The sequence below is a fragment of the Caloramator australicus RC3 genome, from assembly GCF_000297115.1.
GTDB lineage: Bacteria > Bacillota > Clostridia > Clostridiales > Caloramatoraceae > Caloramator > Caloramator australicus.
This window is the reverse complement of sequence record NZ_CAKP01000065.1, coordinates 57,148-81,382: the sequence shown is the minus strand read 5'-3', so window position 1 is coordinate 81,382 and position 24,235 is coordinate 57,148. Positions and strand designations below refer to the sequence as shown.

Here is a 24,235-nt window from a genome sequence, read left to right as displayed (position 1 = left end):
TTATAGAATACTCTTTAATATGAATAGGATAGCCAATATATACATCGTAACGGAAATATCCTTTGTCTTTCCTGATATGAGCTTTAATACAACGTATGATACTATACCAAATACTAAGCCTTCTGCGATGCTGTAAGTAAATGGCATCATTATTATTGTCAAGAAGGCTGGAATTGCCTCTGTATAATCTTCAAAGTTGATCTTAAATATAGGTGATAACATGAATAAACCGATGATTATTAAAGCTGGTGCTGTAGCTGCAGCTGGAACTATTGTAAGTATTGGTGCAAACAATAATGATAAAAGTAATAAAACTGCAACTGTTAATGCTGTAAGACCAGTTCTTCCACCTTCTGCAACACCTGCTGCACTTTCAACGTAGGTTGTAACTGTGCTTGTTCCAACTATTGCACCAAATGTTGTTCCTATCGCATCTGCTAAAAGAGCTTGTTTTGCTCTTGGAAGTTTTCCATCTTTATCGAGCATGTCAGCCTTTGATGCAACCCCAACTAATGTCCCAACTGTATCAAACATATCAACAAATAAGAATGTAAACATTACAACTAAGAATTCACCAGCAAAGACCTTACTAAAGTCAAACTTAAATAATATTGGTGAAAGTGATGGTGGTGCACTAATTATTGATGATGGCATTGGAGTAACCTTTAGAGGAATTCCTAAAACTGTTGTAATCAAAATACCAATTAAAAGTGCTCCCTTAACTCCCTTTGCAAGAAGATACCCAGTTATTATCAAACCTATAATAGTTAAAATAACTTCTGGACTCTTTAAGTTTCCTAATGTAACTCCTGTTGCTTCTGAGTTAACAACAAGTCTCGCACTTCTTGCACCTATGAAGGCTATAAAAAGTCCTATACCAACGCTAACTGCATGCTTAATTGAAAGTGGTATAGCATTAACTATTGCTTCACGAACAGGTGTTACTGAAAGTATTATAAATATAATACCTTCTATGAGGATTGCTGCGAGGGCAACCTCCCATGAATATTTCATTCCAAGAACTACTGTAAACGCAAAAAAGGCATTAAGTCCCATTCCTGGTGCAAGTGCAAAAGGATAGTTTGCATGGAAGGCCATAACTAAAGTTGCAACTGCAGCTGAAAGAGCTGTTGCTGTAAATAAAGCCCCCTTATCCATTCCTGTATTGCTAAGTATCTGTGGGTTAACTATTAAGATGTAAGCCATTGTCATAAATGTAGTAAATCCTGCGATGATTTCTGTTCTAACATCGGTCTTATGTTCCTTTAGCTTAAATATCCTTTCTGCCCAAGCTGAAAATGCCGAATTATTTTTTACTGTTTCAGGCTTGGTTGACACAAAAACCCCCCCTATTCAATTATTGGACTTAAAATTTTAAAATTATTTACGTCGATAAGACCTTTATCGGTAATCTTCCATTTTGGACTTGTGGTTAAAGCCAAGAATGAAAGATGCATAAATGGTGCATGAACTTTGCATCCTAAGACGTTTCTTGTGATGTCTTCTAATTTTTTAATCTTAACTGCCACCTCATGTCCGTCAAGTTCGTCTGTGATTAGCCCACCAACTGGAAGTCTTAGCTCTTCTAAAATTTTTCCTCTACTTGATATTGCAATACCACCCCCCATTTCAATTACTCTATTTACTGCAATTACTATATCTTTAATATTGCAGCCAACGGCGATAATATTGTGGGCATCATGGGAGACGCTCTCTGCAAAGGCACCCTCTTTTAGTCCAAAGCCTTTAACAAAGGCCTTACCTATCCCATTAGTTCTTCCGTATCTTTCAATGCAAACTATTTCTAATGCATCTTTTGATGTATCCGGTAAAACTATGCCTCCGTTTACCCTTAATTCTTCTTCAAAGGTATCTGTTAAATTTTGATCTGGAATAAGGCCAATGCATCTTACCTTTTCGTAAGATTTATTGCTCTTTATTGCAATATCTTCTTCGGTCACCTTTGAACATTTAACTGATCTTTTTACTTCATCTGGATATGTATATTTTGGAAGATCAATAATTAGTCTTCCCTTAACAGCAACAAGCTTTCCTTCTATAAATACCGCCTCAACCCTCATGCTTTCTAAATCGTCAATAATCGCAATATCAGCAAGATATCCTGGTAAAAGTGCACCTCTATCTTTAAAACCAAAATATTCTGAAGGATTAATAGTTGCCATCTGAATAGCTTTAACAGGTTCAACGCCCTCTTTAATAGTTCTTCTTATAATTTCATTCATATGGCCTAGAGTTTCTAAATCTGCTGCAACCATATCATCAGTTGCAAGGATTAGTCTTCTTGTATCTAAATTTTCCTCGGTATATGCCCTTATACATTCTGCCATGTTCTTTTGGGTTGAGCCTTCCCTCATAAATACATATACACCCTGTCTTAGCTTTTCAATGCACTCTTCCTTTGTTGTTGTTTCATGGCAGGAACATCTTGTTCCTGTTGCTATTATGTGGGCAGCAAGTTCAGAGCCAAAAAGCTCTGGCGCATTTCCATCTACGATCTTGCCTATTGATTTGGCATATGTAGTTGAAGCTAAAAGGTCATCAATAATCTCCGGTGTATTTCTATAAACATGTTTTGCATTGCTAAATCCCTGAAGTTCTCCTATTCCAATTATGTTTTTATAGTTTAAAAGGTCCTCCATGTCCTTTGATGTTATGTCGTATCCTGCAGTTTCAAGTTTAGGACAATCAGGAGTTAAAGATGGAATAACAAGATGGACATGATTTGGAACGTTAGATATTTCATCTGCCATAGCCTTAATGCCTATAGGGCCTAATGCATTTCCTATTTCGTGGGGATCTGCTACTAAGGTTGTTGTTCCAGATGGAATTGAAAGTCTTGAAAATTCCGTTATTGTTAGCATGCTGCTCTCAAAGTGCATGTGGGAGTCAATAAAGCCAGGCGATATGTATTTCCCCTTAACATCAATCACTAAAGTATTATCTCCTATTAGCTTATCAGCGTCCCCAACCATTAAAATATATTTTCCCTTTATTGCAACATCAGCTTCGTAAATTTCCCCTGAAACTACATTAATAACCTTTCCTCTATGTAAGACTATATCTGCATGCCCATTCCCCATTAGGATATCAATAAGCTGTCTATATTCTATTGCCCTTTTAACGTTTTCAAGTTTCAATATGCCACCTCCTTATCCTATGTCAACCCTATCTACTATTCCTACGATGGCAATATCGATTGGAGCCTCCATCCTTCTTGCTGCAAGTCTAGCTGCTGTTCCTGATGTTGTATAGATTACAATTTCACCTATTCCTGCACCTACTGTATCTACTGCGATAAATGGGTTTCCAAAGGGTTTATATTTGTAATCAACCGGCTGCGTTATAAGAAGCTTGCAACCGGTTAATCTTTCGTCTTTTCTTGTTGCTACAACTGTTCCGATGACCTTTCCAAGGTTCATATATTTAACCTCCTTATACTGCTGCAGAAAAGATTTGTAAGGAATATAGTCAAAGTTTAATTTTCTTTGACTATAATGATTCCCTTTTTCCTTGCAGCATCCTTTGCAAGGGGAGTGAGAATCGCGTCATGTGGCAAAAGGAGCTTTTCAACATTCATGTTTAAAATATCATTTTCAGTTAAAACAACTCTTTTACCATTATGATGATTTAACTTTCGTTCTGTTGCGGTTTCTGTTTTTTTGTCTTTATCTTGATTTAAAAAGCTTTCTAAAGTAACATAAGCTACCTTTTTGCTCCCCTCTTTTTTGCCCTTTAACCTATCCGTCAGATCCTTTAGGATGGCATCTGCAAAATCCTTTTTATCCATCATATTCACCCTTAAATTTTTTCAAAGTTGAAAAAATTGAGAACCGTCCCTATTGTTCACTCTTTAGGATAACCCTTTCAACTTCTGCGTGTGGTCTTGGTATTACATGAACAGCATGAAGTTCTCCAACTTGTCTTGCAGCCTCAGCACCAGCGTCAACGGCAGCCTTAACCGCACCAACGTCTCCTCTTACCATTACAGTAACAAGTCCAAATCCTATCTTTTCATATCCTACTAAAGTAACATTTGCAGCCTTTACCATAGCATCTGCAGCCTCGATTGCTGCTGTTAATCCCTTAGTTTCAACTAAACCTAAAGCTTGACCCATAAAACTTACCTCCTATTCAATATTTTTTATGTTTTTCTTTAGCTCATTTAATATCTTGTCAAGTTCCTCATGAGGTCTTGGAATAACCTTATAATATGCAACTTTTCCAACTCTATTTGCTGCCTCTACCGCAGCGTCTACAGCAGCCTGAACTGCTGCTACTTCCCCTTCAAAATGAATTGAAACTCCAACGGCTTTGTTTACACCAATGACTCTATCCATTCCCACAAGATTAACATCTGCAGCCTTTGCTGCTGCATCCATTGCAGCAACAGCTGCACTAAATCCTACAGTTTCCACAATTCCTAGTGCCCTTCTCAATGCTACACCCCCTCATCACTTTAGTAGCTTCTCAAGGTCATCGATCGTTATGTAACCATGGGACGATACCTTTAATTCCTTTGCTGTATTAGTGCTGAATCCATTGTTATATAAAATTTCTTTTAATATTCTTTCTTCCTTTTCCCCTAAATTTCCTGCCCTTTTTTCTGAAATTTCTAAATTTTTATCTGCCAATGTTTTTTTAATAAAGTTGTTAAAGGCAACCCTATTTAGCATTTAATCACCCCTTAAAACATCCTATCCACTTCATCATGGGGTCTTGGAATTACATTGAAGGAAATAACCTCAGAGATCTCTTCTGCAACTTTTTTGCCGTTTTCAACAGCCGCTTTAACAGCTGCAACTTCTCCACTTACCGTTATTGAAACTAAACCTGAACCTACTACTTGATAGTTCATTATTTTGACATTTGCAGTTTTAACCATCGTATCGGCAGCTTGAATAGCAGCAACAAGACCTCTGGTTTCAACAATACCTATAGCTTCCCTCATCCTATCACCTCAACTAAACTTTTGGAATTTTGCATCTTTCAAATCTTTCATTGTTAAGGGGCTTTGTCGCATCAAGGCCTAACTTATCTGTAACTCCCCTTAATGTATGGGATGGATCCAATGTTGTTCCACAGGCATCCTGAATCACAACAAGATCCTTTGACGCCTGAAATCTTGTTGCAATTGCAAGCTCAACATCCTCCATGTCGAATATATCTATATCATCATCAACGATAACAACATGCTTTAAATCCTTTATGCTGCTTAAGGCTCCAATTATTGCAGTTTTTCCATCCCCCTCTTGTTTTTTCTTTATGGAGGCTACTGCATGGAATCTATAACCTCCAGCTAGTGTAACATGAACATCCTTAACATCCACAAGCCTTTTTAAGGAATAATAAAGCTCAACTTCCCTTAAAAGGCCATTTGCAAGATGTTCCTCTCTACATGGGAAGGCTGTCTGATAAATTGGGTTATTCCTGTGCATTATAGCTTTAATCTCTATTATTGGATGTATCCCCTGCTGTCCATAATATCCCATAAGCTCCCCAAAGGGGCCTTCCTTTTCCCTCCTATTTGGAACCATAATTCCTTCTAGGACTATTTCAGAATGGGCTGGAACTTCTAAATCGACAGTTTTACATTTTACAACTTCTAGCGCTTCTCCCCTTATTGCACTATCGATTTCGTATTTATCAACTCCATAAAGTTCGCTACTAACCTGTGATGCAAGTAAAAACGGAACATCATATCCTAAAACAATAGCAACCTCTAATGGCTTATTCTGTTTTTCCATTTCTAAAAACTGATTTGTAAGATAAGGGGATGCTATAAGGGCACTTATTTTATTTTTGTCTATCACTTGGAACCTTCTAATTGATGTATATCTTTTTCCGGTCTTTATGTCCTTTACAACTAACATACCAGCCGTTATGTATGTAGATGAATCCTTTTCATGAAAATATGGATTAGGAAGTGTTCTTACATTCACATTCCCTGTAATTATGTTTTCCATAACAGGCCCGTAGTTTAAAAGCTTAACAGGCTTTGGGTTTGCTATTGCCTCCATTAGTTTAAAAATTCTTTCTTCATGTCTTATTCCTATGAGCTTATATAAAACTTCTCTGTCGGTATAAAGGGCTCCGCATACAGGCATCCTATAACCCTTTACCTTGTTAAATATAATAGGCCTTCTGTTTTTATATTTTTTAAGTATACTTCCAAGCTCAAACTTGGGATCCACTTCATTATTTACTTCCATCAAAAGTCCCATTTGTTTTATTTTATTAAGTTCGTATCTTAACATCTGCCTATCCATTTTGTTCACCCCATCTTATAAAGAGGCTATGCTCTATGTCTAATTGATCGAGTATCCTTCCAACCATAAAGGCAACAAGGTCGCTAATGGATTTTGGATTATTATAAAAGGCTGGAGAGGCAGGCATTATTTTAACTCCTATTCTTGAAAGCTTTAACATATTTTCAAGATGAATAGGGCTCAAGGGTGTTTCCCTTGGAACAAGGATTAATTTTCTTCCTTCTTTTATACAAACATCAGCAGCCCTTGTTAAAAGACTCTCTGAATATCCATTTGCAACCGCTGCTAAAGTCTTCATAGAACATGGCACAATAACCATTCCATCAGTTTTAAAGGAACCGCTGGCAATTGCTGCCCCTAAATCCTTGTTATCATATGAGTAGCTTGCAAGCTTTCTTACATCTTCTAATTTATATCCGCACTCATGTTCTAAAACATATTCTCCCATCGTGGAAACCACAAGGTGGGTTTCGATGTTTAGCTCCTTTAAAACCTTTAAAAGACCTACTCCATATATTGCACAGCTTCCACCTGAAATACCAACTATAAGCCTCATAAGCACCACTCTTTACTTAAATATTGGACAAAGGGGCAGATTGCCCTGCCCCATTATTCAACTTTATTTTCCCTATCTCCAGCACCTGTCCATGGGTCTATGCCCTTTTCCCATGCATCGATATATTCATCAATTGTCATTATTTTTGAGAAGAGGCTAAGATCCCTAAGTCCTGATTCATGCATTTCTTGAGTTTTTGATTGGGTTCCATCTGATAAAACAATAACTTTGTATGCACGATGGATAGCATCTGATGCTGTGCTTCTTACGCACACATTTGTCCAAACTCCTGTTAAAACAACAGTGTCAATGTTTTCTTCCCTTAAGTATAAATCAAGATCTGTGTAGGCAAATCCTGAATGTCTTCTCTTTTGAACTATATATTCATCTCCCTCTGGCTTTAATTCGTCGATAAAATCTGAACCCCAAGTTCCCTTAACAGCATGAACAGGTCTTACCCTAAAATCTGCATCGTTCTTTCTGTGGGCTTCTTGAATATGAACTATCTGAACTTCATCCTTTCCGTTTGCCCTTCTTTCTCTAACCCACTTAAAGAGCTTTTGAAGATTAGGCACTATAAGGTCTGCACCTGGGCATCTTAAAGTTGCCTTTTCACCAACGAAGTCATTTAACATATCTATAACCAAAATCGCATGTCTTGGCATATTAATCCCCCTTAAAATTTAATAACCCTATCAAGCTTTTGAATACTTTGTCTCTTTATCCATTGACCATATCCTGGCTTTCCAACTATACCCTTTTCATCATCATAAACTAATGTTCCACGAACTATTGTCTTTACGACTTTACCCTTCAATTTCATTCCGTCAAATGGAGTGTATTTATTGAGACATTGCATCTTTTCCTTTTCAATTACCCATTCTTTGTTAAGGTCAATAATTGTAAAGTCAGCATCTGAACCGATCATTAAAGTACCCTTCTTTGGATAGAGTCCATAGTGCTTTGCTGCATTAGTTGATAATATCTCAACCAATCTTGAAAGGGATATTCTTCCCTTGTTATATCCTTCGCTAACTATAATTGGAACCATAGTCTCTGTTCCTGGAATTCCTGGGAATGCAGTCCAAATTGTCATGCCTGGAGCATCCTTTTCAGTTGGAATTTCGTAAGGTGCGTGGTCTGTTGCAATAAAGTCAACGCTGCCATCTTGAAGACCTTGCCATAATTCTTCGTTGTCCTTCTTTGTTCTTATTGGAGGTGCTATTTTTACAAACTGCTTAAACTTAGTCATGTGCTCTTGATAGTTTAATGTAAGGTAATGTGGGCAAGTTTCTGATGTAACATCAAGTCCCTTCATCTTTGCTTCCTTAACAAGTTTTGCTCCTATTCCTGTTGACATATGAACCACGTGGAATCTTGCTCCTGTTTCCTCTGCATAGCTTATACAAAGCTGAATTGCAACTTTTTCAGCAAGTTCCATTCTTGCCTCTGCCCAAGCTGGACCATCCATTCTTCCTTCTTCCTGGAATTTTTTAACCATGTAATCGCAGATTGCAAAGTTTTCAGCATGAACTCCAACTGGAAGGCCTGTCTTTGCAACGGCTCTAAATATTTCAAGCATCTCTGGATCAGTAACCCTTGGATATGTTGGAACTGATGGAGTCATATAAATCTTAAATGCTACAACACCCTCAGCTGCCTGTTCTTCAACTATGTTTAGCTTCTTATTTCTAACGTCCTCTCCTGTAACTCCACCCCACATAGCATAGTCAACTATAGCCTTATCCTTTATTGCGTTTATCTTGTTATGAAGTTCTGCAACTCCTCTTACTGATGGAACTGAACAGCATGGCATATCGATTATAGTTGTAACTCCACCAACTGCCGCACCGCTTGTTCCTGTTAGGAAGTTTTCTCTATGGGTAAATCCTGGGTCCATATAGTGGGTATGGGAATCTATACACCCTGGTAAAGTTAAATGGCCTTCTGCATCGATTATAGTATCTGCTTCGATACCTTCTAAATTGTCGATAAATCCTGCAATCTTTTCATCCTTTACAAGGATGTTAGTTAAAACTGTGTCATCCCCCTTTGGAATTCTTGCGTTTTTAACAATTACATCATACCTCATAATTTATCCCCCTTTAATCCATTAAATGATATTCAATAATTTGTTCCTTTCTAAAGTTTTCAAGGCCTAAGAAATATTCAAGGGAATTTAAAAGATAATCAAGCTTAACTGGTCCTACTATTTCTGAACCGGTAACCTGCACTCCATATCTTGCAGCCTCTGACTTTATAAAGTTATATGCCCTATAAAGTGGAGTTAAACCGCAGTCAAACATATTCATTGAAACAACAACACCGCTTCTTTCTGGGAATTTGATTCCAACTGCCCTAACAGTTGAGAACCCACCGCTTGGTCCTCTTACTGCCTTTGCTATTTTCTTTGCGATATCTAAATCTTCAGTTGCAAGGAATACGTTATATGCAGTTAATCCTTCATAGTCAGCGCTTACTATTGTTGCACCAGCTGTAGGATGGAGGGCTGCAGGTCCAATATCTGGTCGTCTTTCCTCTGTATGGGCAACCTTCTTTAACCCTTCGTATTGTCCTTCCCTTATATTTGATATTGATTTTCTAAATTCATTTCTTGCATTTTTCCCTGAAAAGTAAACAGGAACTTTATATCTTTCATAGATTTCCTTTCCTATTTCTTCTGCAAGTTGAATAACCTCTTCAATAGTGATATTTCTAAATGGGAAAAGAGGAATTGTATCCTGAGCGCCTATCCTTGGGTGTGTTCCCTGCTGCTCTTCCATATTAATAAGCTCATAAGCCTTTCCTGCCATATTAAGTAGCGCTTCCTTTAAAGGCTCTGGCTCCCCTATTACAGTAACAACAGTTCTGTTAAAGTCATATTCAGGTTCGTAGCTTATAAGCTTTACACCCTCAACATTCCTTACTTGATCAACGATTGCTTCAATAACTTCCTTTCTTCTTCCTTCACTAAAGTTTGGAACGGCTAATACATATTTCTTTTCAGCCAATTCGATCCCCCCTTCAAAATACATGTTTATTAAAGTTTTCAACAAATATTATCAAAAACCTTTATATAGTTTTTATAATATCCTTGTCGATTTTTACAAATTTCTTCTTGTATTTTTGTGTAATATTTATAATTGAAAGGAGTATAATTAAAATTAAATTCATTTTTGGGGGGTGTTTTTATTGCCGTTTAAAGTAATAGATTTATCTCAGGAGATATATCAAGGCATGTCAGTATTCCCAATGCATCAAAAGACATTTATAATGGTTAATATGACACATGAAGAGAATATGAAAGAGACAGGAAGCAAAACATTAGGTTTTTCGGCAAGAAATTTACTTATAAGCGAGCATGGCGGAACCCACTGCGACGCCGTTTGGGAATATAAACCTACAGGAGCAACGATTGAAAAGATGCCACTTGAGTATTTCTTTGGTAGTGCCGTTTGTATAGACGTATCCTTTGTTCCTGCATCAAGATACATAGAAGTTAAAGACCTTCAAATGGCAATAAAAAATTCAGGACAGGAAATCAAACGTGGAGATATTGTTCTTTTATATACAGGACATTATGATAGGAACTTTGGAACAGAAAAGTGGCAGACTGAATATACAGGCCTTAGCTACGATGCTGCAAAATACCTTGCTGAACTTGGAGTTGTAAACATAGGAGTTGATTCCCCATCAATAGATCACCCTGATGATTTAGATTTTTCAGGCCACCTTGTATGCGGAGAATATAATATAACCAATACAGAAAACCTTTGTAATCTTGATAAAGTTGTTAACAAAAGATTTTTATACTTTGGTCTTCCACTTAAAATAAGGGACGGTTCTGGATCACCAATAAGGGCAATAGCACTTTTAGAAGAATAGGAAACCCATTAGGGTTTCTTTTTTTGTTGGTTTATGTAGCAATAAGTAGAAGTATTACATAATGTAATAGTAGGTTAGTAAAATTTTTTCAATTGGAGGGAAAATTATGACATGTAATAAGTGTATGGGTGATAATTACTTTGACTGGTGTTTTAAATGGCTTTGCAAAGAGGAAGAAATTGAAAATGGAAATGGGAATGGGCAAGTTCCTACTTGTGATGCGGGATATATTTATAGGCTAGAGGGAAGCGATTTTGTTGATTTTGATGAAGGTTCAGCTATTGAGTTTCAAGGAGCAGTTTTAAGGGGTGGAATAGGCTTTCAAGCTTCTTCACCTACAGATATAACGATAAGTTCTCCTGGACTTTATAAGGTGACATTTTATTTAAATTGCCAAAGCAGATCCATCGTTGGATTACAGCTTGTAGTTAATAACACTCCTCAACCCGTTTTACCTCAATATACCTACAAAAACAATGCAGCCAGCCAATTTATATATGGTCAGGCCTTAATTGAAATTACAGCACCTAATACAATTTTAAGAATATTTGTTTTAAAAGACGTTACATTGGATAAAACTCAACAAAATGAACCACAGAGTGTTAATGCATCCGTTCTTATAAAAAAGGTATGCCAAAGCTAATAGATCTAAATAAAATAATAATAAGGAGGAATATGTATGTCCCAAAATAGTATTCCAAATGAAATATTAACTCAATTTGAAAGCATCGATGCTATTGCTGAAGCTGAATCTGATATTTTAACTTGTTTAAGTAACCTTTTATATAAACCGACATCCTCGGAAGATCCTACCCCAAGCTCACCATCTTTGCTTTTTAACATTTATAAGCTACTAACTGATGACTATAATAATGTTTTGCCATTAACTTCTGAAATTGCATCTTTAATCAAGAAAATACTTTTAGCTTATGCCTGCAAAGAATTTGCAATAGCTGAGATAGTAAATGCCCTTGCATGTAAGCTTGGTTTGGTAAAGGGACTAGTGCCGGATGAAAGGGAAAAATGCTGCTGTTAATTTTGGATAGCTAAATTTTATAAAATGGAGGGAATAATATGCCTGCAATAGAACCAAACAATCTAGAACTTGAGTCAATGGAGGTTATAATGGCTGCAATCGCCAATGAGCTTAAGGGACTTGCTTGGCTATTTTGTAATGTTTTAAAACCGTCCCTTGAGAAGACAGTTACAGATCCTGATGATATAAATCAAATCAAAGAACAACTTTCCTTGTTAAAGTCTATTCTCTGCGGTTATACCGTAAAGGAAAAGGCTATTGCCGATATAATTAAAGCTGTCGCTAAAAAGGAAGCAGTTGATTTAGGAGTAAGTCCCAATAAGGTATGTGAGTGTCTAAAGTGTAAAAATTAGCTGCCCATGAGGGCAGCCTACATAATCAATTAAAGGGAGTTATTAATATGGGAATGGATTATCCTTTTGAATCGAAGGAATGTAAAATAAATGAGTCTGTAGAGAGCATTTTAAATTCTGAGGCTGAGATAGCTGAATGCCTTAGCTGTCTTTTTTGCAATATTTCAGATGAGTTAAAAAATGTTTATCCCATCGAAAAAAGGGTTTTACTGACAAAACAATTAGTAAATGCCTATGCCTGCAAGGAAAAGGCAATGGCCGATTTAATAAAATCCCTAAGCTGCTTTAGCATAATTTCTAATAAAAAGCCATGCAAAAGAAGGGTTGATTTAGAGAGAATTCTTTCAGTTTTAATATTTTTGTTCATTCTTAGAAGAATCTTTTATTGCTGCTAATCACTTTTTAATTTTTAATGACATCTCTTATTTTAAGTGCTAAATGCAGGCAAAGTCTATCGTTTTCCTTTTCAACATCAAGGCCTGTAATTTCTTTTATCCTCTGAAGCCTGTAAAGTATAGTATTATAATGCGTATATAAAACCTCTGACATCCTTTTTAAATTTCCATTACATTCAAAATATGTCTTTAAAGTCTTTACAAATTCTGTGGATTTTTTGATATCATAATCGTCTAAAACTTCTATTGTGCTTCTGTAAAAATCCATTATTTCATCTTTTATTTCTTCATTGCAAAGAAGTTTATATACCCCAAGATTATCATATAAAACTATATTTCTGTCGTTTAAAATATCAACCGCCCTAATAGATTTTTGTGCTTCCTTAAAGCTCTTTTCAATATTTTCTATTCCCTTTAAACATCTTCCAACCCCTATTTTATATTCTAAAAAAATTTTTTTGTTAAAAAGGTCTAATACTTCATCCTTGAAGACATTTATTCTTCTTTTTACATCCTCATCCCTTTTAAAGCAAAGCAATATATCGATTTGATCCTTTCGTCCTACCACCAAACCGTTTAGCTTTAATTTTGATAGTATTTCTTCTAATATGTTCGAAAGATAAATATTGTCACTATATAAATTCAAATCAGCTTTTTTATAGCTTCTTTTTATTTTTACTATTATATAGCAGAACATATCTTCTAGACTAAAATTGTAAATGCTAAAGCTACCTTCTGCTTTTTTCTTTCTTTTTTCGTCATTAGAGCAGAGATCTTCAATAAATTCAATTTTATGAGTATTTTCTGCCTCCCTCAAGGATAAAAGCTTTAATATTTCTACAGCCATTGTAGTTGAAGCGATCTCCAAAACCGAAAGGTCAAATCCCCCAAGAGGAGTATTCATTGCCCAGGAAAAAATATGGCCGTAAATTGTATTTTTAACTACAATAGGCATAACCATTCTTGAAACATTTTTCCCTTGAATTCTTTCTACCGATTCATAGAATTTTTTTTCAAATATCCCTTTGTTTTTGGTGTAAAACTCTTCAAAATTTTTCTTTAGCTTCTCCTTTGTATCCTCTTCAACTCCATCAAGCTTTAAAATACTTTTTTCTGGGTAATTTAGTTTAAGAATTACGGGGTTTTTTATGTTTTCATATACAACGTTTATAATCTCTTCAATACTTCCTCCCTTTAGAATGATATTCATCATACTCTCATGGACATTTTCCAGCCTTTGTAAGAGTATCGTCTGCTTGTTGAAAATCTCTTTAAATATGGGAGTGATTATTTCTGAAAAGGGAGTTGCATAATAAAGATCTATTATAGGAAACGAAATACTATTTGCAAGCTCTATAACAGATTCATCTAATTTTTCTATGTAGGGATAAATTTTAATCCCAAGACCTGAAAGTTTCTTTTGGCTGCAGGATAATATAAACTTTTTTTGAAATTCTACATCATTTGTTAATGCATATGCCGTCGTTAATAAAAGCTCTCCTTCGCTAACCCAATTCAAAATATCTGGATCCGCCATTATATTTACCCTTGAAACTGTATTTTTTATTCCTCCAAACCCTGCGATTATTTTACTTCTTTCCATACATTCCATCTTTAAAACATCCTCTATGGTAATTCCATTTTGCCTTGCCATACCCATCCCCCTAAAAATTTTCTCTATTTAATTAATAAATAAAAATCCATAAAGTAAAAATTCAATTCCTATAATAAACATAATAGTTATCATGGCCTTTTCTGTCCCTTTATCATTTCCTTCTATAAATCTTCTAAATCCCTTTAGTGCTAAAATGTTTAAAACAATAAACCATGCTGCCATACCCATTATCAAAAACGCCAAAAAGGAATAATATATAAATGGTCAGTTATCACTAAATCTATGGATAATAGTTCCGCTAACAGTTATCCAAAAGGAGTGAGTCATCGGAGTGAAAAAGCAAGGAAAAATCCCTTTAAAAATGGCGTTGAATCATATTTTTTTATAAAATTATTATTAGGTGCTTTTTTAAAATCTAAAATTGCAAATACTATAATTAAAAGTCCGCATATTATAAAAAACATTGCTTCTAACCTTTTATTATCGTTAAAAAGGCTAAAAAGCCCTACATTTATTAAAATTAAATCTAAAGCATCCGCGCTTACGGCGCCAAGGGCAACTTTTAATCCTTCTTTTATTCCCTTTTTCATGTTTGTTTAATCGATTCAAGCCCAGCTGGGCCTAAAGGTAGGGCAAAAAATATCCCCGTTATAAATCCAGTTATTATAGTCGTAATAAGCTTAAAAATCTGATGCATTTTACCACATTCCTTACTTTTAATTTTTATTTTCATTATAATTATAATATATTTTACTATTTAGGTAAAAAATAATTCTTGACAAAAAAAATAGAAGATTTATAATCAATTTCGTCGAATAAATTTTTGAAAACGAGGGGATGAAATTGGCAAAGGAAAAGAATGGTAAAATAAAACTATACGGCTTTAACAACCTAACAAAATCATTAAGTTTTAATATTTACGATGTCTGCTATACAAAAAACGATGACGAAAGAAAAAGATACATCGAATATATTGATGAACAATATAACTCTGAAAGATTGACAAAAATCTTAACTGACGTTACAGAAATGATAGGGGCAAACGTTTTAAATATCGCAAAGCAGGATTATGATCCTCAAGGTGCAAGTGTTACTATACTTATTTCCGAAGAGGAAGTTCCACTATATGTTCTTGATCCAAGCTGCAATAAGGGTATTTTAACTCCAACAAGGGAAAACATCGTAGCTCATCTTGATAAGAGCCATGTTACTGTTCATACTTACCCTGAGAGCCATCCAAAAAGAGATATTTGCACCTTTAGAGTGGATATAGATGTTTCAACTTGTGGAACAATATCCCCATTAAATGCATTAAATTATCTAATAAAAAGCTTTGATTCTGATATAATCACCATTGATTATAGAGTTAGGGGTTTTACAAGGGACATCGATGGTAGAAAACATTTTATAGATCACGAAATTTTCTCCATCCAAGACTATATTGAAGAAGATATTTTAAGAAGATATGATCTTATCGACATGAACGTTTATCAATCAAATATATTCCATACAAAGATGAAGGTTAAAAACCTTGACCTTTCAAATTACCTATTCGATATTGATGAAAACAGCTTATCAGAAGAAGAAAAATCAGAAATTCTTAAGAAATTAAATAGAGAGATGACTGAAATATTCTACGGTATAAACATAAACAACGTTTAATCTACGGGCACTATTTATATTGTGCCCGTTAATTTTTTATAAATATTTAACACATTCAATATATTGAATTCCCTTTATTTTTTCCTTTTCATCCTTTATAACAAATTTTACGACAAGTTTTTTTGTTAATAAATTACAAACAATTTCATTTAAACTTTAAGTGAAAATTTTTTACTTATAAGGGGGGTATTATATGGGTGAGATTGTTAACCAAACGACAATCAAAAGAAACGAAATAGTTTATAAGGTTGATGACAGACCACCACTACCTTTAAGCATCGTCCTTGCTCTTCAGCACATCTTGGCTGCCTTTGGAGGAATTGTTGCAGTGCCTTTGATTGTCGGACAAGCAATTGGAGTAAAAATCGACGATCTTTCTTATCTTGTTAGTGCTGCAATTTTTATGGCAGGTCTTGCAACGTTTATTCAAGCAAGAGGAATTGGAAAATGTGGTGCAAGGGTTTCTTGTATGATGGGAACTGACTTTTCCTTCGTAAGTGCTGGAATTTTAGTAGGTCAAAGCATGGGACTTGCTGGTTATTTTGGCGCAACAATTTTAGGTTCCTTTGTAGAGATTATATTAAGTAGATTCATTAAGCCTTTGATGAAATACTTCCCACCAGTAGTTACAGGAACTGTTGTTACATTAATAGGACTTACCCTTTTACCAGTATCCATAGACTGGGCAGCAGGTGGATATGGCGCTCCTGATTATGGAAGTCTTCAAAACATATCAATTGCAATGATAGTTCTTTTAATTGCCCTTTTCTTAAACAAATATGGTAAAGGAATAGTAAGCAGCGCGTCGGTTTTAATTGCTATATTCTTTGGATACATAATCTGCTCTTTCCTTGGTATTTTAGATTTTAAGCCCGTTTTAGACGCAAAATGGATTGAACTTCCAAGAATATTTAAATATGGAGTAAAGTTTAGCCTTGTAGGAGTGTTACCTTTTATAGCTCCCTATCTTGTTACAACAATCGAAACTGTTGGTTGTCTAATTGCAATAGGTGAAGCTTCCGAAAAACCTCTATCAAGCGAAGAAGTTTCTGCAGGTATTTTAGCTGATGGTGTTGGAAGTTTGCTTGCAGGATTTTTCGGTGCCGGACCAAATACATCCTTTAGCCAAAACGTTGGGTTAATCCCACTTACTAAGGTTGCAAGCAGATACGTTATGATAGTAGCTTGAACCTCCCACGACTAAAGTCGCGGGATTCCTGCTTCATCGACCTCGTAACCTACTATCTCCACAGGCGTTAATTCGGGTAGTCCCTACCCTACTGTTTTTACTTATGCTATGCCTAATATCCTCTTTCCTTCTTTTAATATATTTTTACTTGCATTTACATCTCTATCATGGACTGTCCTACATATTGGACACTCCCACTCCCTTACGTTTAAGTATTTTACTTCTTCATTTCTATAACCACATACACTACATATTTGACTTGATGGATAAAACATATCTACTTTTACTATTGTTCTTCCATACCATAATGCTTTATATTCAAGCATATTTACAAATTTTGACCATGCTACATCTGATATGGACTTTGATAGTTTGTTATTTCTTAACATATTTTTAACCTTTAAGTCCTCCAAAATTATAACTTGGTTTTCGTTTATAATTTTAGAGGACAGCTTTTGCAAAAAATCTTCCCTTTGGTTTCTTATCTTCTCATGTATTTTTGCTACTTTCTTAGCTTGTTTTTTATAGTTACTACTGCCTAATTGTTTTTTAGAAAGCTTCCTTTGTTCCTTAATAAGTCTTTTTTCTAACTTTATAAGATATTTAGGATTGGATATTTTGTTGCCTTCACTATCTATCAGAAAATGTTTTACTCCTAAATCTATACCTATTACTTTGTTAGTTTTAGACTTTTCTGTAGTTTTTTCTATCCTACAGCAAATTGAAACAAAATATTTCCCTGTTGGAGTTCTACTTATAGTTGCATTTAGTATTTTACCCTCTACTTCCATTGATTTTACAAACTTTACCCAGCCTAATTTGGGTAGTTTGATCTTGTTTCCTTTAATTTCAATGTTGTTATTTGTAAATGTTGTTCTATAGCTTTGGTATTTACATTTCTTTGACTTAAACTTTGGATAATTTGCTCTGCCTTCAAAAAAATTCTTAAATGCTTTGTCTAAGTCTTTGAGCGAATTTTGAAGTGCAAACTTATCTGCTTCTTTTAGCCATATATTAGTTTGTTTAAGTTTAGTTAAATCAGCAGAGCAATCCTTATAATTAAATGTTATACCTTGAGTTTTATATATTTCTTCTCGTTTTGCAAGATAATAGTTATATACAAACCTAACACAACCAAAGGTTTTATTTATAAGCTCTATTTGTTGTTTATTAGGATAAAGCCTAAATTTAAAAGCTTTTTCCATATTTACACCTACTTTTCTTTTTGAGATAAAATATATTGTTTAATTTGTTCTTTTGTATTTTCACTAACAGTTACAACAAAATATGATGGGTTCCACAAATGTCCATCCCATAATTTTTGTTTAAGTTCTGGAAACTCTTTTAACAATAATCTTGCACTAACACCTTTTAAAGCTTTTATCATATTGGGAATATAATGCTGTGGTGAACATTCTACTAATAAATGAACATGATCTAAATCTGTATTCATAAGAAGTATTTTGAATTTATTATCTTCAGCTATATAATTAAGTATTTCTTTTAACCTTTTTTCTATTTTGTCTGTTATAATTTTATGTCTATATTTAACGCACCAAACTATATGATATTGTATATAATATACATAACCTCTACCATGATAAACATTAGCCATATTTTCACCTCATAGTTATTATAACATATGTTGTTACACAAAACAAACTTTTAACTTATATAAGTTATGATACACAAATAACATATGTCATTATTAAAGCGTCCTTACTCATGACTAAAGTCACGAGTGTGCGGATGCTTTTTTAATCAATACTTCTTATGCTACTTGGTATATTCCCAAAGATTGGTGCCTTAATTGCAATAATGCCAAACCCTGTATTAGGTGGTGCAGGCATTGTAATGTTCGGAATGGTAGCAGCTGCAGGAATTAAAACCCTTTCAAGATGTGAACTAACTACAAGAAATCTTTTAATCCTTGCAGTTTCCATAGGTTTAGGTCTTGGTGTTACTGTAAGGCCCGACGTTATATCCCATCTTCCACAGGCCCTTAAGATGTTCTTTGGCTCAGGTATAAGCACAGGAACTATAACAGCCTTCTTATTAAACATAGTTTTAAAGGACGAATAAAAGGTTGCCACAGGGCAACCTTTTATTCGCTTAATAATCTTTTTTCCCCCTCAAGTTCCTTTATTGGTTTGATATTTTGTGTAACTTCTAATGTCCCTAAATACTCTCCCTTTTCATCCCTTACTGCAAAGTATCGAATATATACATATAAATTCCCCATCCTTATCCAAAAATCTTCATGGTCTTTTTTGCCCGATTTGAAATCGCTAAGCATTTTTTCAACTATATGAACGCTTGCAGGTGGATGGCAGTTTTGAACCTTTCTCCCTATAACAGCCTTTGTCCTTGCAAAAATTCTTTCCTTCCCTTGAGAGAAGTATTTAACTACATCATCTTTATCGATAAAAGTTATATCAAAGGGTAAAGTGTTTAATATATTTGAAAGTTCTGTTGTGCTCAAAAATCCCGTTTCAAATTTGATGTATCCATTTTGAATATCTTCTTTTTCTTCCTTTACAACATTAACCCTTTCTGGAACCCATCTCGCTATTGGCTCTACTAGGCAGTATCCTATTTCATCAGACTCTTGCATAATTTTAATCCATTCATCTTCTGTAAAAGTATCAACAGTCATTGGAAATAGTATATTTTCTTCTTTGAAAATCATTTCTGCTACTTTATTTATTGTTTCTTCAATTTTACTAATTATTTCATCCTTTTCGCCATTGTAGTTCAAAAGCATTTTTTTATTTTCTTTAATAAGATCCCTTATTTCATCATCGACTCCCCACATTACTTTCGGTGGTGCAGTTATCCCGTATTTTTCAAGGTATGGAAATATTAAATTTTCTTTTCTTGAATAGTGCTTATCTATATCCCATAGCTCGTTAAATAAAGTTACTAGTTTTAGTGCGTTTTCCTTTGAATCATTGTGCTTAAAATCCTCCATTTCTTTTCTAATTTTATCTAAAAGCTTTTCTATGGCTCTGTTTTCATTAAAGAAGGTATTAACAGGGTGCCCAGGTATATCTTTGGGGTCAGTTGGCCTATGAATTTCCTCTATTGACCCCTTAAACATAGCTGCATGAACATCGCAGAGCCTCTGAACCTCTGTTACCGGCATACCTTCCATTATAAGAGCCTGCTCTAGTTCTGAAATTTCCTTTGCTGAAACTCCTGAGAAAATCCTTTCAAACTTAGATTTAACTTCGTCAAAGGGCTTACCATCATGAAGCTCCATTATAAGTTCCTTTAACACCTTTTGTCTATATTCTCTGTTGTTTATTACCTCGCTCATAATTACCCTTCCTTTCTGGAATTTTTATACTTTTATTTTAACCATATATTAGAAAACAATATGTAACATATGTCACAAACTAAAAAATTTTTAATTAGCACTACTATTATTTTATCCAAATTTTAAAAAATCTGCCCAGGCGGGCAGATTATCTTAATTTTGCTTCTACAATTTTCTCGCACCTTTTTATAAAATACTCTGGGTTTAATTTTTCACCTGTTATCTTTTCTATAAGCTCTGATGGTGTGTATAAAGAACCATATCTGTGAATATTTTGATTTAACCATGACTTTATGCTTAAAAAGTCACCGTTTTCTATTCTTTCATAAAGATCTGGAATATCCTTAAGCATTTTATTTAATATTTGGGCACCATAAAGGTTTCCTAGTGCATAGGATGGGAAATATCCTATCATCCCTCCTGACCAGTGAACATCCTGCAATATTCCTTCACTATAGTTTTGCACTTCAACGCCAAGATAATCCTTATATTTTTGATTCCATATCTTTGGAAGTTCATCAACATCGATATCTTCGTCCATCATAAGCTTTTCCATTTCATATCTTATAATTATATGCAAACTATATGTTATCTCATCAGCATCAACCCTAATTAAGGATGGCTTTATGGAGTTTACTGCATCGTAAATATCATCTACAGAAAGCCTTTTTAGCTCTGGGAAAAAATTTGTAACATCAGGGTAGATATTTTCCCAAAATTCCTTTGACCTTCCTATTATGTTTTCATAAAATCTTGATTGGGATTCGTGGATACCCATCGAGGTTCCAGTCATCAAAAGTGTTCCTTTTAAATCCTGAGATATATTTTGTTCATATATTGCATGTCCCATTTCATGTATATTTGATAAAAGGCCTGTTATAAAGTTTTCTTCATCGTATCTTGTTGTTATTCTTATATCATTTACTCCTAATTCTATAGTAAAAGGATGTGCACTTTCATCTATTCTACCTGAGGATAAGTCATATCCTAATTTTTCTGCTATTATCCTTGCAAATTCCCTTTGCTTAGTTATCGGATAATGTCCTTTTAATATATGGTCTTTAGGTTCATAGTTGGCTTCCTTTAATTTCTTTAATAAATTTATTATGGCATCCTTAAGGGGCATAAATATCCTATCAAGCTCCTCTTCTGTCATTCCCATTTCGTAGTTATCAAGAAGGGCATCGTATCTTTTTTTCTTATATCCATAAAGTTCAGCAAATTGTTTGTTGTAATTTATTATCTTTTCAAGGTAGGGCTTAAAAAGGTTAAAATCTCCCTTTTTCTTTGCCTCCTCCCATACGCTCTCTGCAACTGATACTAAATTTACGAACTCTACATAAAGCTTTTCTGGGATTTTCATAGTCTGGTCGTATTCTTTTTTTAACTTTCTTATTGATGCACTTGTTATTTCATCAAGATTTTCACATGTTGAAAAATATTCTATAAATTCCTTAACTTTGTCCGATGTAATGAGCTTATAATGCTCTCCTGCCAAAAATCCAGCAACTTCTCCTCTATAATTGACAGCATTTTGAGGAATGTTTACCCTCATATCCCAATGCACAAGACCTAATAGGCTATTGAGATACTCAATCTTAGTTAAATATTCTTTAAGTTCCTGCTTTTTTGCATCTAAATCACTCACATTATCCCCCCTAAAATTTTACAGTATATATTTTAATTATGCCTGTAAATATTTTCTAGGTCAAGAAAGAAATAAGCTTATTTCTAAAATTGAATATTTATTGTATAATAAAAATAGCTCTTTGGAGGTGAAGGATTAATGGAAAAAATATTAAATTTGATATTAGAAAAACTCGATAAAATAGAAAATGTTCAAGCTCAAATGCAAAGTGACATCGCTGATCTTAAAGTTAATCAAATAAAATTAGAGAAAAGAGTAGAAAATGTAGAAGTTCAACTTACAAAAGTCATTGAAAAACTCGATAATATTGAAAAGAAAATTAATGATATAGAAGCCATAAACGCTACAAGACATACTGAAATTTATATGAAGCTGGAAAATATGAATGAAGATATAATTTTCCTTAAGCATAAAGAGCATCAAACTGAAGAAGACCTATTTAAACTAAAGCTTAAAATTGCAAAATAATTTTTAAAAGGGTTGTCTCAAAATCTTGAAACAACCCTTTTTTAAATGATTATTGGAAAATCACTATAAGAAGCATTTTAAACCTTTCCTTTGCAAAGAGGGCATGGGGAATATTGGCTGGCATTACTATTGTTTGGCCCTTCTTTAAGTAAAACTTTTCATCTCCAATCATAATTTCTGCTTCACCATCTAAAACATATACAAGGGCATCTCCCGGAGCAGAATGGGCTGAAATTTCCTCCCCCTTGTCAAAGGCAAATAAAGTAACACTGTGGGCTTTGCTTTGAGCTAAGGTTCTACTAACAACCGTCCCCTCTTGATATTGAACAAGACTTTCCATTTCAAGTATTGCCTTATGCTCAATGTTTTTTATAAATTGATCGCTCATTAAAAATCCCTCCTATTCTATTATTTCAAATCCATTTTTAATAAATTCATTTTTTATTTTTTCTATGTCAAACCCTCTTAGCATTGCTCCCTTAGGTATTGTCATTACTCTACCTACTGTGTTTAACATACCTGGCTTTACTATCTCAGTAAAACCAAGCCTTTGCATTATTCCAACAATTTCGGGATATTCTTCAACCAAATCTTTCAAGTTCCTTTTAAAGTCTATTCTTTTCATTTTCATCACCACTTTTTTAATTTTGATTTTATTATATCATTTTCTATGGATAAAAATGTAATTTAAATCACAAAAACAAAAATTTTTAAATGCAAAAGGCACCTACTTTAAGCTAAAGTAAGTGCCTAAAAAACTTAAATTATTTTATAACCTATCATTAAGGGATTTTACTGTTCCTCTTTCTATAAGCTTAACATCTAATTTAATATGTTCAATATGAGCATTTCTGTTTTCCATTCTCCACAACAGTCTTTTTACTGCCTTTTGCCCCATCAACTCTTTTTCTATTCTCATCGTTGTAAGATTAGGATTTACTAATGAACAGAGTTCTATATCATCAAATCCAATAATCGATATATCATCAGGGACTCTAATACCAAGGCTATTTAAAGAATTAAATAATGTGAGTGCAGCATCATCGTTTGAACATATAAATGCGGTTGGCAACTCCTCTAAAGACAAAATCATTTCTGAAATTTTTTTATAATCCTTTTTAAATACATATTTTTCTACATCCTTGATTATAGAATATTTAAATAATTTATTTATTGTTTTATCATCATAGTTATAAAACCTTCTCATGCATTCACTATAGCCAAGCCATCTTTCCTTGAAACTTAATGTTAAATCAATCTCCCCAAAAAAACCTATTTTCTTATGACCTTTTTCAAGAAGATAATTAGTCGCTTTATAGGAGCCAAAGAAATTCTGAGTTAAAATTGCATCAGTTGGCAATTTAAAGGATGCATGATCCACTAAAACAACTGGAATATTATATTTCAATATTTTTTCCAGATAATTATCATTAATCGCCCCAACAATTAAAATTCCATCCACCTTTTTATTAGTTATACAAGTAGGAACCTCAAAAGTATACTTGTCTAATAGGCTAACTATAATAACATAATCATTTTTTCTTGCCTCATTTTCTATTCCGATTATAACCTTTGAATAAAAATACACATCCCTAAAATATCTGCTTTCTATTAATATACAGATATTTTTGCTTTTATCTTTATTATTAGAACTGCTGACCTTTAAATATCCTAATTCATTAGCAATTCTAATCACTTCTGCTTTAGTTTTTTCGCTGACCCCATCCTTGTCATTCAGGGCAAGTGATACAGCATTTATTGAAATATTAAGCTTTTCAGCTATATCCTTCATCGTTACTTTTTTCTTTTTGAGTTTATTCAA

At 34.0% G+C, this 24,235-nt stretch carries 31 protein-coding genes and 1 pseudogene; 9 read left to right on the top strand and 23 right to left on the bottom strand.

Annotation, left to right across the window (positions count from 1 at the left end; genetic code table 11):
• The 13 genes from CAAU_RS05935 to ftcD are packed head-to-tail and all read right to left on the bottom strand — an operon-like array spanning window position 1 to window position 9,854.
• A complete protein-coding gene (locus CAAU_RS05935; RefSeq protein ID WP_008908520.1) occupies window positions 1-1,338 on the bottom strand; it encodes an NCS2 family permease in 1,338 nt (445 codons plus the stop codon).
• 11 nt (window positions 1,339-1,349) lie between these two features.
• Window positions 1,350-3,158 carry an adenine deaminase gene (ade, locus tag CAAU_RS05930; RefSeq protein WP_008908519.1) on the bottom strand — a complete coding sequence of 603 codons (1,809 nt, stop codon included), beginning with the start codon at window positions 3,156-3,158 and terminating at the stop codon, window positions 1,350-1,352.
• 12 nt (window positions 3,159-3,170) lie between these two features.
• Entirely contained in the window at window positions 3,171-3,440 is a 270-nt protein-coding gene (locus CAAU_RS05925; RefSeq protein WP_008908518.1) for a EutN/CcmL family microcompartment protein, read from the bottom strand.
• Between the two features lie 56 nt (window positions 3,441-3,496).
• Window positions 3,497-3,808 carry a hypothetical protein gene (locus tag CAAU_RS05920; RefSeq protein ID WP_008908517.1) on the bottom strand — a complete coding sequence of 104 codons (312 nt, stop codon included), beginning with the start codon at window positions 3,806-3,808 and terminating at the stop codon, window positions 3,497-3,499.
• A gap of 49 nt (window positions 3,809-3,857) precedes the next feature.
• A complete protein-coding gene (gene pduA, locus CAAU_RS05915; protein WP_008908516.1) occupies window positions 3,858-4,136 on the bottom strand; it encodes a propanediol utilization microcompartment protein PduA in 279 nt (92 codons plus the stop codon).
• A 12-nt stretch (window positions 4,137-4,148) separates the two neighbouring features.
• On the bottom strand, window positions 4,149-4,457 hold the full coding sequence (locus tag CAAU_RS05910; RefSeq protein ID WP_008908515.1) for a BMC domain-containing protein: 309 nt from the start codon (window positions 4,455-4,457) through the stop codon (window positions 4,149-4,151).
• Between the two features lie 15 nt (window positions 4,458-4,472).
• Window positions 4,473-4,694, bottom strand: coding sequence for a hypothetical protein (locus CAAU_RS05905; RefSeq protein WP_008908514.1), 222 nt, complete (start codon window positions 4,692-4,694; stop codon window positions 4,473-4,475).
• A gap of 11 nt (window positions 4,695-4,705) precedes the next feature.
• Window positions 4,706-4,969 (bottom strand): BMC domain-containing protein, encoded by a 264-nt coding sequence (locus CAAU_RS05900; protein WP_008908513.1) that lies wholly within the window; start codon window positions 4,967-4,969, stop codon window positions 4,706-4,708.
• A gap of 13 nt (window positions 4,970-4,982) precedes the next feature.
• Entirely contained in the window at window positions 4,983-6,287 is a 1,305-nt protein-coding gene (locus tag CAAU_RS05895; RefSeq protein ID WP_008908512.1) for a UbiD family decarboxylase, read from the bottom strand.
• Window positions 6,280-6,843, bottom strand: a complete 564-nt coding sequence (locus CAAU_RS05890; protein WP_008908511.1) for a UbiX family flavin prenyltransferase — start codon at window positions 6,841-6,843, stop codon at window positions 6,280-6,282. The genes CAAU_RS05895 and CAAU_RS05890 overlap by 8 nt, the downstream gene beginning before the upstream one ends.
• A gap of 53 nt (window positions 6,844-6,896) precedes the next feature.
• The gene (locus CAAU_RS05885) at window positions 6,897-7,508 is read right to left on the bottom strand and encodes a cysteine hydrolase family protein (RefSeq protein ID WP_008908510.1); all 612 of its coding nucleotides are present in this window, start codon (window positions 7,506-7,508) and stop codon (window positions 6,897-6,899) included.
• An 11-nt stretch (window positions 7,509-7,519) separates the two neighbouring features.
• On the bottom strand, window positions 7,520-8,935 hold the full coding sequence (gene allB, locus CAAU_RS05880; protein WP_008908509.1) for an allantoinase AllB: 1,416 nt from the start codon (window positions 8,933-8,935) through the stop codon (window positions 7,520-7,522).
• A gap of 13 nt (window positions 8,936-8,948) precedes the next feature.
• Window positions 8,949-9,854: a glutamate formimidoyltransferase gene (gene ftcD / locus CAAU_RS05875; protein WP_008908508.1), complete on the bottom strand. Its 906-nt coding sequence runs from the start codon at window positions 9,852-9,854 to the stop codon at window positions 8,949-8,951.
• Window positions 9,855-10,035: 181 nt separating this feature from the next.
• Between ftcD and CAAU_RS05870 the strand changes: the two genes are divergently transcribed.
• The 5 genes from CAAU_RS05870 (at window position 10,036) to CAAU_RS05850 (ending at window position 12,512) form a co-directional block, all read left to right on the top strand.
• Window positions 10,036-10,728 (top strand): cyclase family protein, encoded by a 693-nt coding sequence (locus CAAU_RS05870; protein WP_008908507.1) that lies wholly within the window; start codon window positions 10,036-10,038, stop codon window positions 10,726-10,728.
• 106 nt (window positions 10,729-10,834) lie between these two features.
• Complete coding sequence (locus CAAU_RS05865) at window positions 10,835-11,371, top strand: hypothetical protein (RefSeq protein ID WP_008908506.1); 537 nt, start codon at window positions 10,835-10,837, stop codon at window positions 11,369-11,371.
• A gap of 36 nt (window positions 11,372-11,407) precedes the next feature.
• Window positions 11,408-11,764, top strand: coding sequence for a hypothetical protein (locus CAAU_RS05860; protein WP_008908505.1), 357 nt, complete (start codon window positions 11,408-11,410; stop codon window positions 11,762-11,764).
• Window positions 11,765-11,802: 38 nt separating this feature from the next.
• Window positions 11,803-12,117: a hypothetical protein gene (locus CAAU_RS05855; RefSeq protein ID WP_008908504.1), complete on the top strand. Its 315-nt coding sequence runs from the start codon at window positions 11,803-11,805 to the stop codon at window positions 12,115-12,117.
• A gap of 47 nt (window positions 12,118-12,164) precedes the next feature.
• Entirely contained in the window at window positions 12,165-12,512 is a 348-nt protein-coding gene (locus CAAU_RS05850; RefSeq protein WP_008908503.1) for a hypothetical protein, read from the top strand.
• 7 nt (window positions 12,513-12,519) lie between these two features.
• Here the strand turns inward: CAAU_RS05850 and CAAU_RS05845 are convergent, their stop codons facing one another.
• The 3 genes from CAAU_RS05845 to CAAU_RS05840 all read right to left on the bottom strand — a co-directional run bounded on the left by CAAU_RS05845 (window position 12,520) and on the right by CAAU_RS05840 (window position 14,717).
• Window positions 12,520-14,166 carry a PucR family transcriptional regulator gene (locus CAAU_RS05845; RefSeq protein ID WP_008908502.1) on the bottom strand — a complete coding sequence of 549 codons (1,647 nt, stop codon included), beginning with the start codon at window positions 14,164-14,166 and terminating at the stop codon, window positions 12,520-12,522.
• 27 nt (window positions 14,167-14,193) lie between these two features.
• Window positions 14,194-14,355: a hypothetical protein gene (locus tag CAAU_RS14595; RefSeq protein ID WP_008908501.1), complete on the bottom strand. Its 162-nt coding sequence runs from the start codon at window positions 14,353-14,355 to the stop codon at window positions 14,194-14,196.
• Between the two features lie 95 nt (window positions 14,356-14,450).
• Window positions 14,451-14,717, bottom strand: coding sequence for a LysE family transporter (locus CAAU_RS05840; RefSeq protein WP_008908500.1), 267 nt, complete (start codon window positions 14,715-14,717; stop codon window positions 14,451-14,453).
• Between the two features lie 253 nt (window positions 14,718-14,970).
• On the opposite strand from CAAU_RS05840, the gene speD reads away from it, so the two are divergent.
• Together speD and CAAU_RS05830 are read left to right on the top strand one after the other, a co-directional pair.
• Window positions 14,971-15,789, top strand: a complete 819-nt coding sequence (gene speD, locus CAAU_RS05835) for an adenosylmethionine decarboxylase (protein ID WP_008908498.1) — start codon at window positions 14,971-14,973, stop codon at window positions 15,787-15,789.
• 193 nt (window positions 15,790-15,982) lie between these two features.
• The gene (locus CAAU_RS05830; protein WP_008908497.1) at window positions 15,983-16,978 is read left to right on the top strand and encodes a uracil-xanthine permease family protein; all 996 of its coding nucleotides are present in this window, start codon (window positions 15,983-15,985) and stop codon (window positions 16,976-16,978) included.
• A gap of 101 nt (window positions 16,979-17,079) precedes the next feature.
• Here the strand turns inward: CAAU_RS05830 and tnpB are convergent, their stop codons facing one another.
• Together tnpB and tnpA are read right to left on the bottom strand one after the other, a co-directional pair.
• On the bottom strand, window positions 17,080-18,183 hold the full coding sequence (gene tnpB, locus CAAU_RS05825) for an IS200/IS605 family element RNA-guided endonuclease TnpB (protein ID WP_008908496.1): 1,104 nt from the start codon (window positions 18,181-18,183) through the stop codon (window positions 17,080-17,082).
• An 8-nt stretch (window positions 18,184-18,191) separates the two neighbouring features.
• A complete protein-coding gene (gene tnpA, locus CAAU_RS05820; protein ID WP_008908495.1) occupies window positions 18,192-18,593 on the bottom strand; it encodes an IS200/IS605 family transposase in 402 nt (133 codons plus the stop codon).
• 149 nt (window positions 18,594-18,742) lie between these two features.
• Here tnpA and CAAU_RS05815 point away from each other — a divergent pair.
• A pseudogene (locus tag CAAU_RS05815) lies at window positions 18,743-19,060 on the top strand (solute carrier family 23 protein); the annotation flags it as partial.
• 22 nt (window positions 19,061-19,082) lie between these two features.
• Here the strand turns inward: CAAU_RS05815 and CAAU_RS05810 are convergent.
• Window positions 19,083-20,297, bottom strand: coding sequence for a DUF438 domain-containing protein (locus CAAU_RS05810; RefSeq protein WP_008908493.1), 1,215 nt, complete (start codon window positions 20,295-20,297; stop codon window positions 19,083-19,085).
• Window positions 20,298-20,445: 148 nt separating this feature from the next.
• Window positions 20,446-21,945 (bottom strand): carboxypeptidase M32, encoded by a 1,500-nt coding sequence (locus CAAU_RS05805; protein ID WP_008908492.1) that lies wholly within the window; start codon window positions 21,943-21,945, stop codon window positions 20,446-20,448.
• 138 nt (window positions 21,946-22,083) lie between these two features.
• Here CAAU_RS05805 and CAAU_RS05800 point away from each other — a divergent pair, with 138 nt between their 5' ends.
• On the top strand, window positions 22,084-22,413 hold the full coding sequence (locus tag CAAU_RS05800) for a hypothetical protein (RefSeq protein WP_008908491.1): 330 nt from the start codon (window positions 22,084-22,086) through the stop codon (window positions 22,411-22,413).
• A 49-nt stretch (window positions 22,414-22,462) separates the two neighbouring features.
• Here CAAU_RS05800 and CAAU_RS05795 read toward each other — a convergent pair whose 3' ends face one another.
• The 3 genes from CAAU_RS05795 to CAAU_RS05785 all read right to left on the bottom strand — a co-directional run bounded on the left by CAAU_RS05795 (window position 22,463) and on the right by CAAU_RS05785 (window position 24,235).
• Window positions 22,463-22,801 (bottom strand): cupin domain-containing protein, encoded by a 339-nt coding sequence (locus CAAU_RS05795; protein ID WP_008908490.1) that lies wholly within the window; start codon window positions 22,799-22,801, stop codon window positions 22,463-22,465.
• Window positions 22,802-22,813: 12 nt separating this feature from the next.
• Window positions 22,814-23,038, bottom strand: coding sequence for a DUF1858 domain-containing protein (locus CAAU_RS05790; RefSeq protein WP_008908489.1), 225 nt, complete (start codon window positions 23,036-23,038; stop codon window positions 22,814-22,816).
• 144 nt (window positions 23,039-23,182) lie between these two features.
• Window positions 23,183-24,235, bottom strand: a complete 1,053-nt coding sequence (locus CAAU_RS05785) for a LacI family DNA-binding transcriptional regulator (protein ID WP_008908488.1) — start codon at window positions 24,233-24,235, stop codon at window positions 23,183-23,185.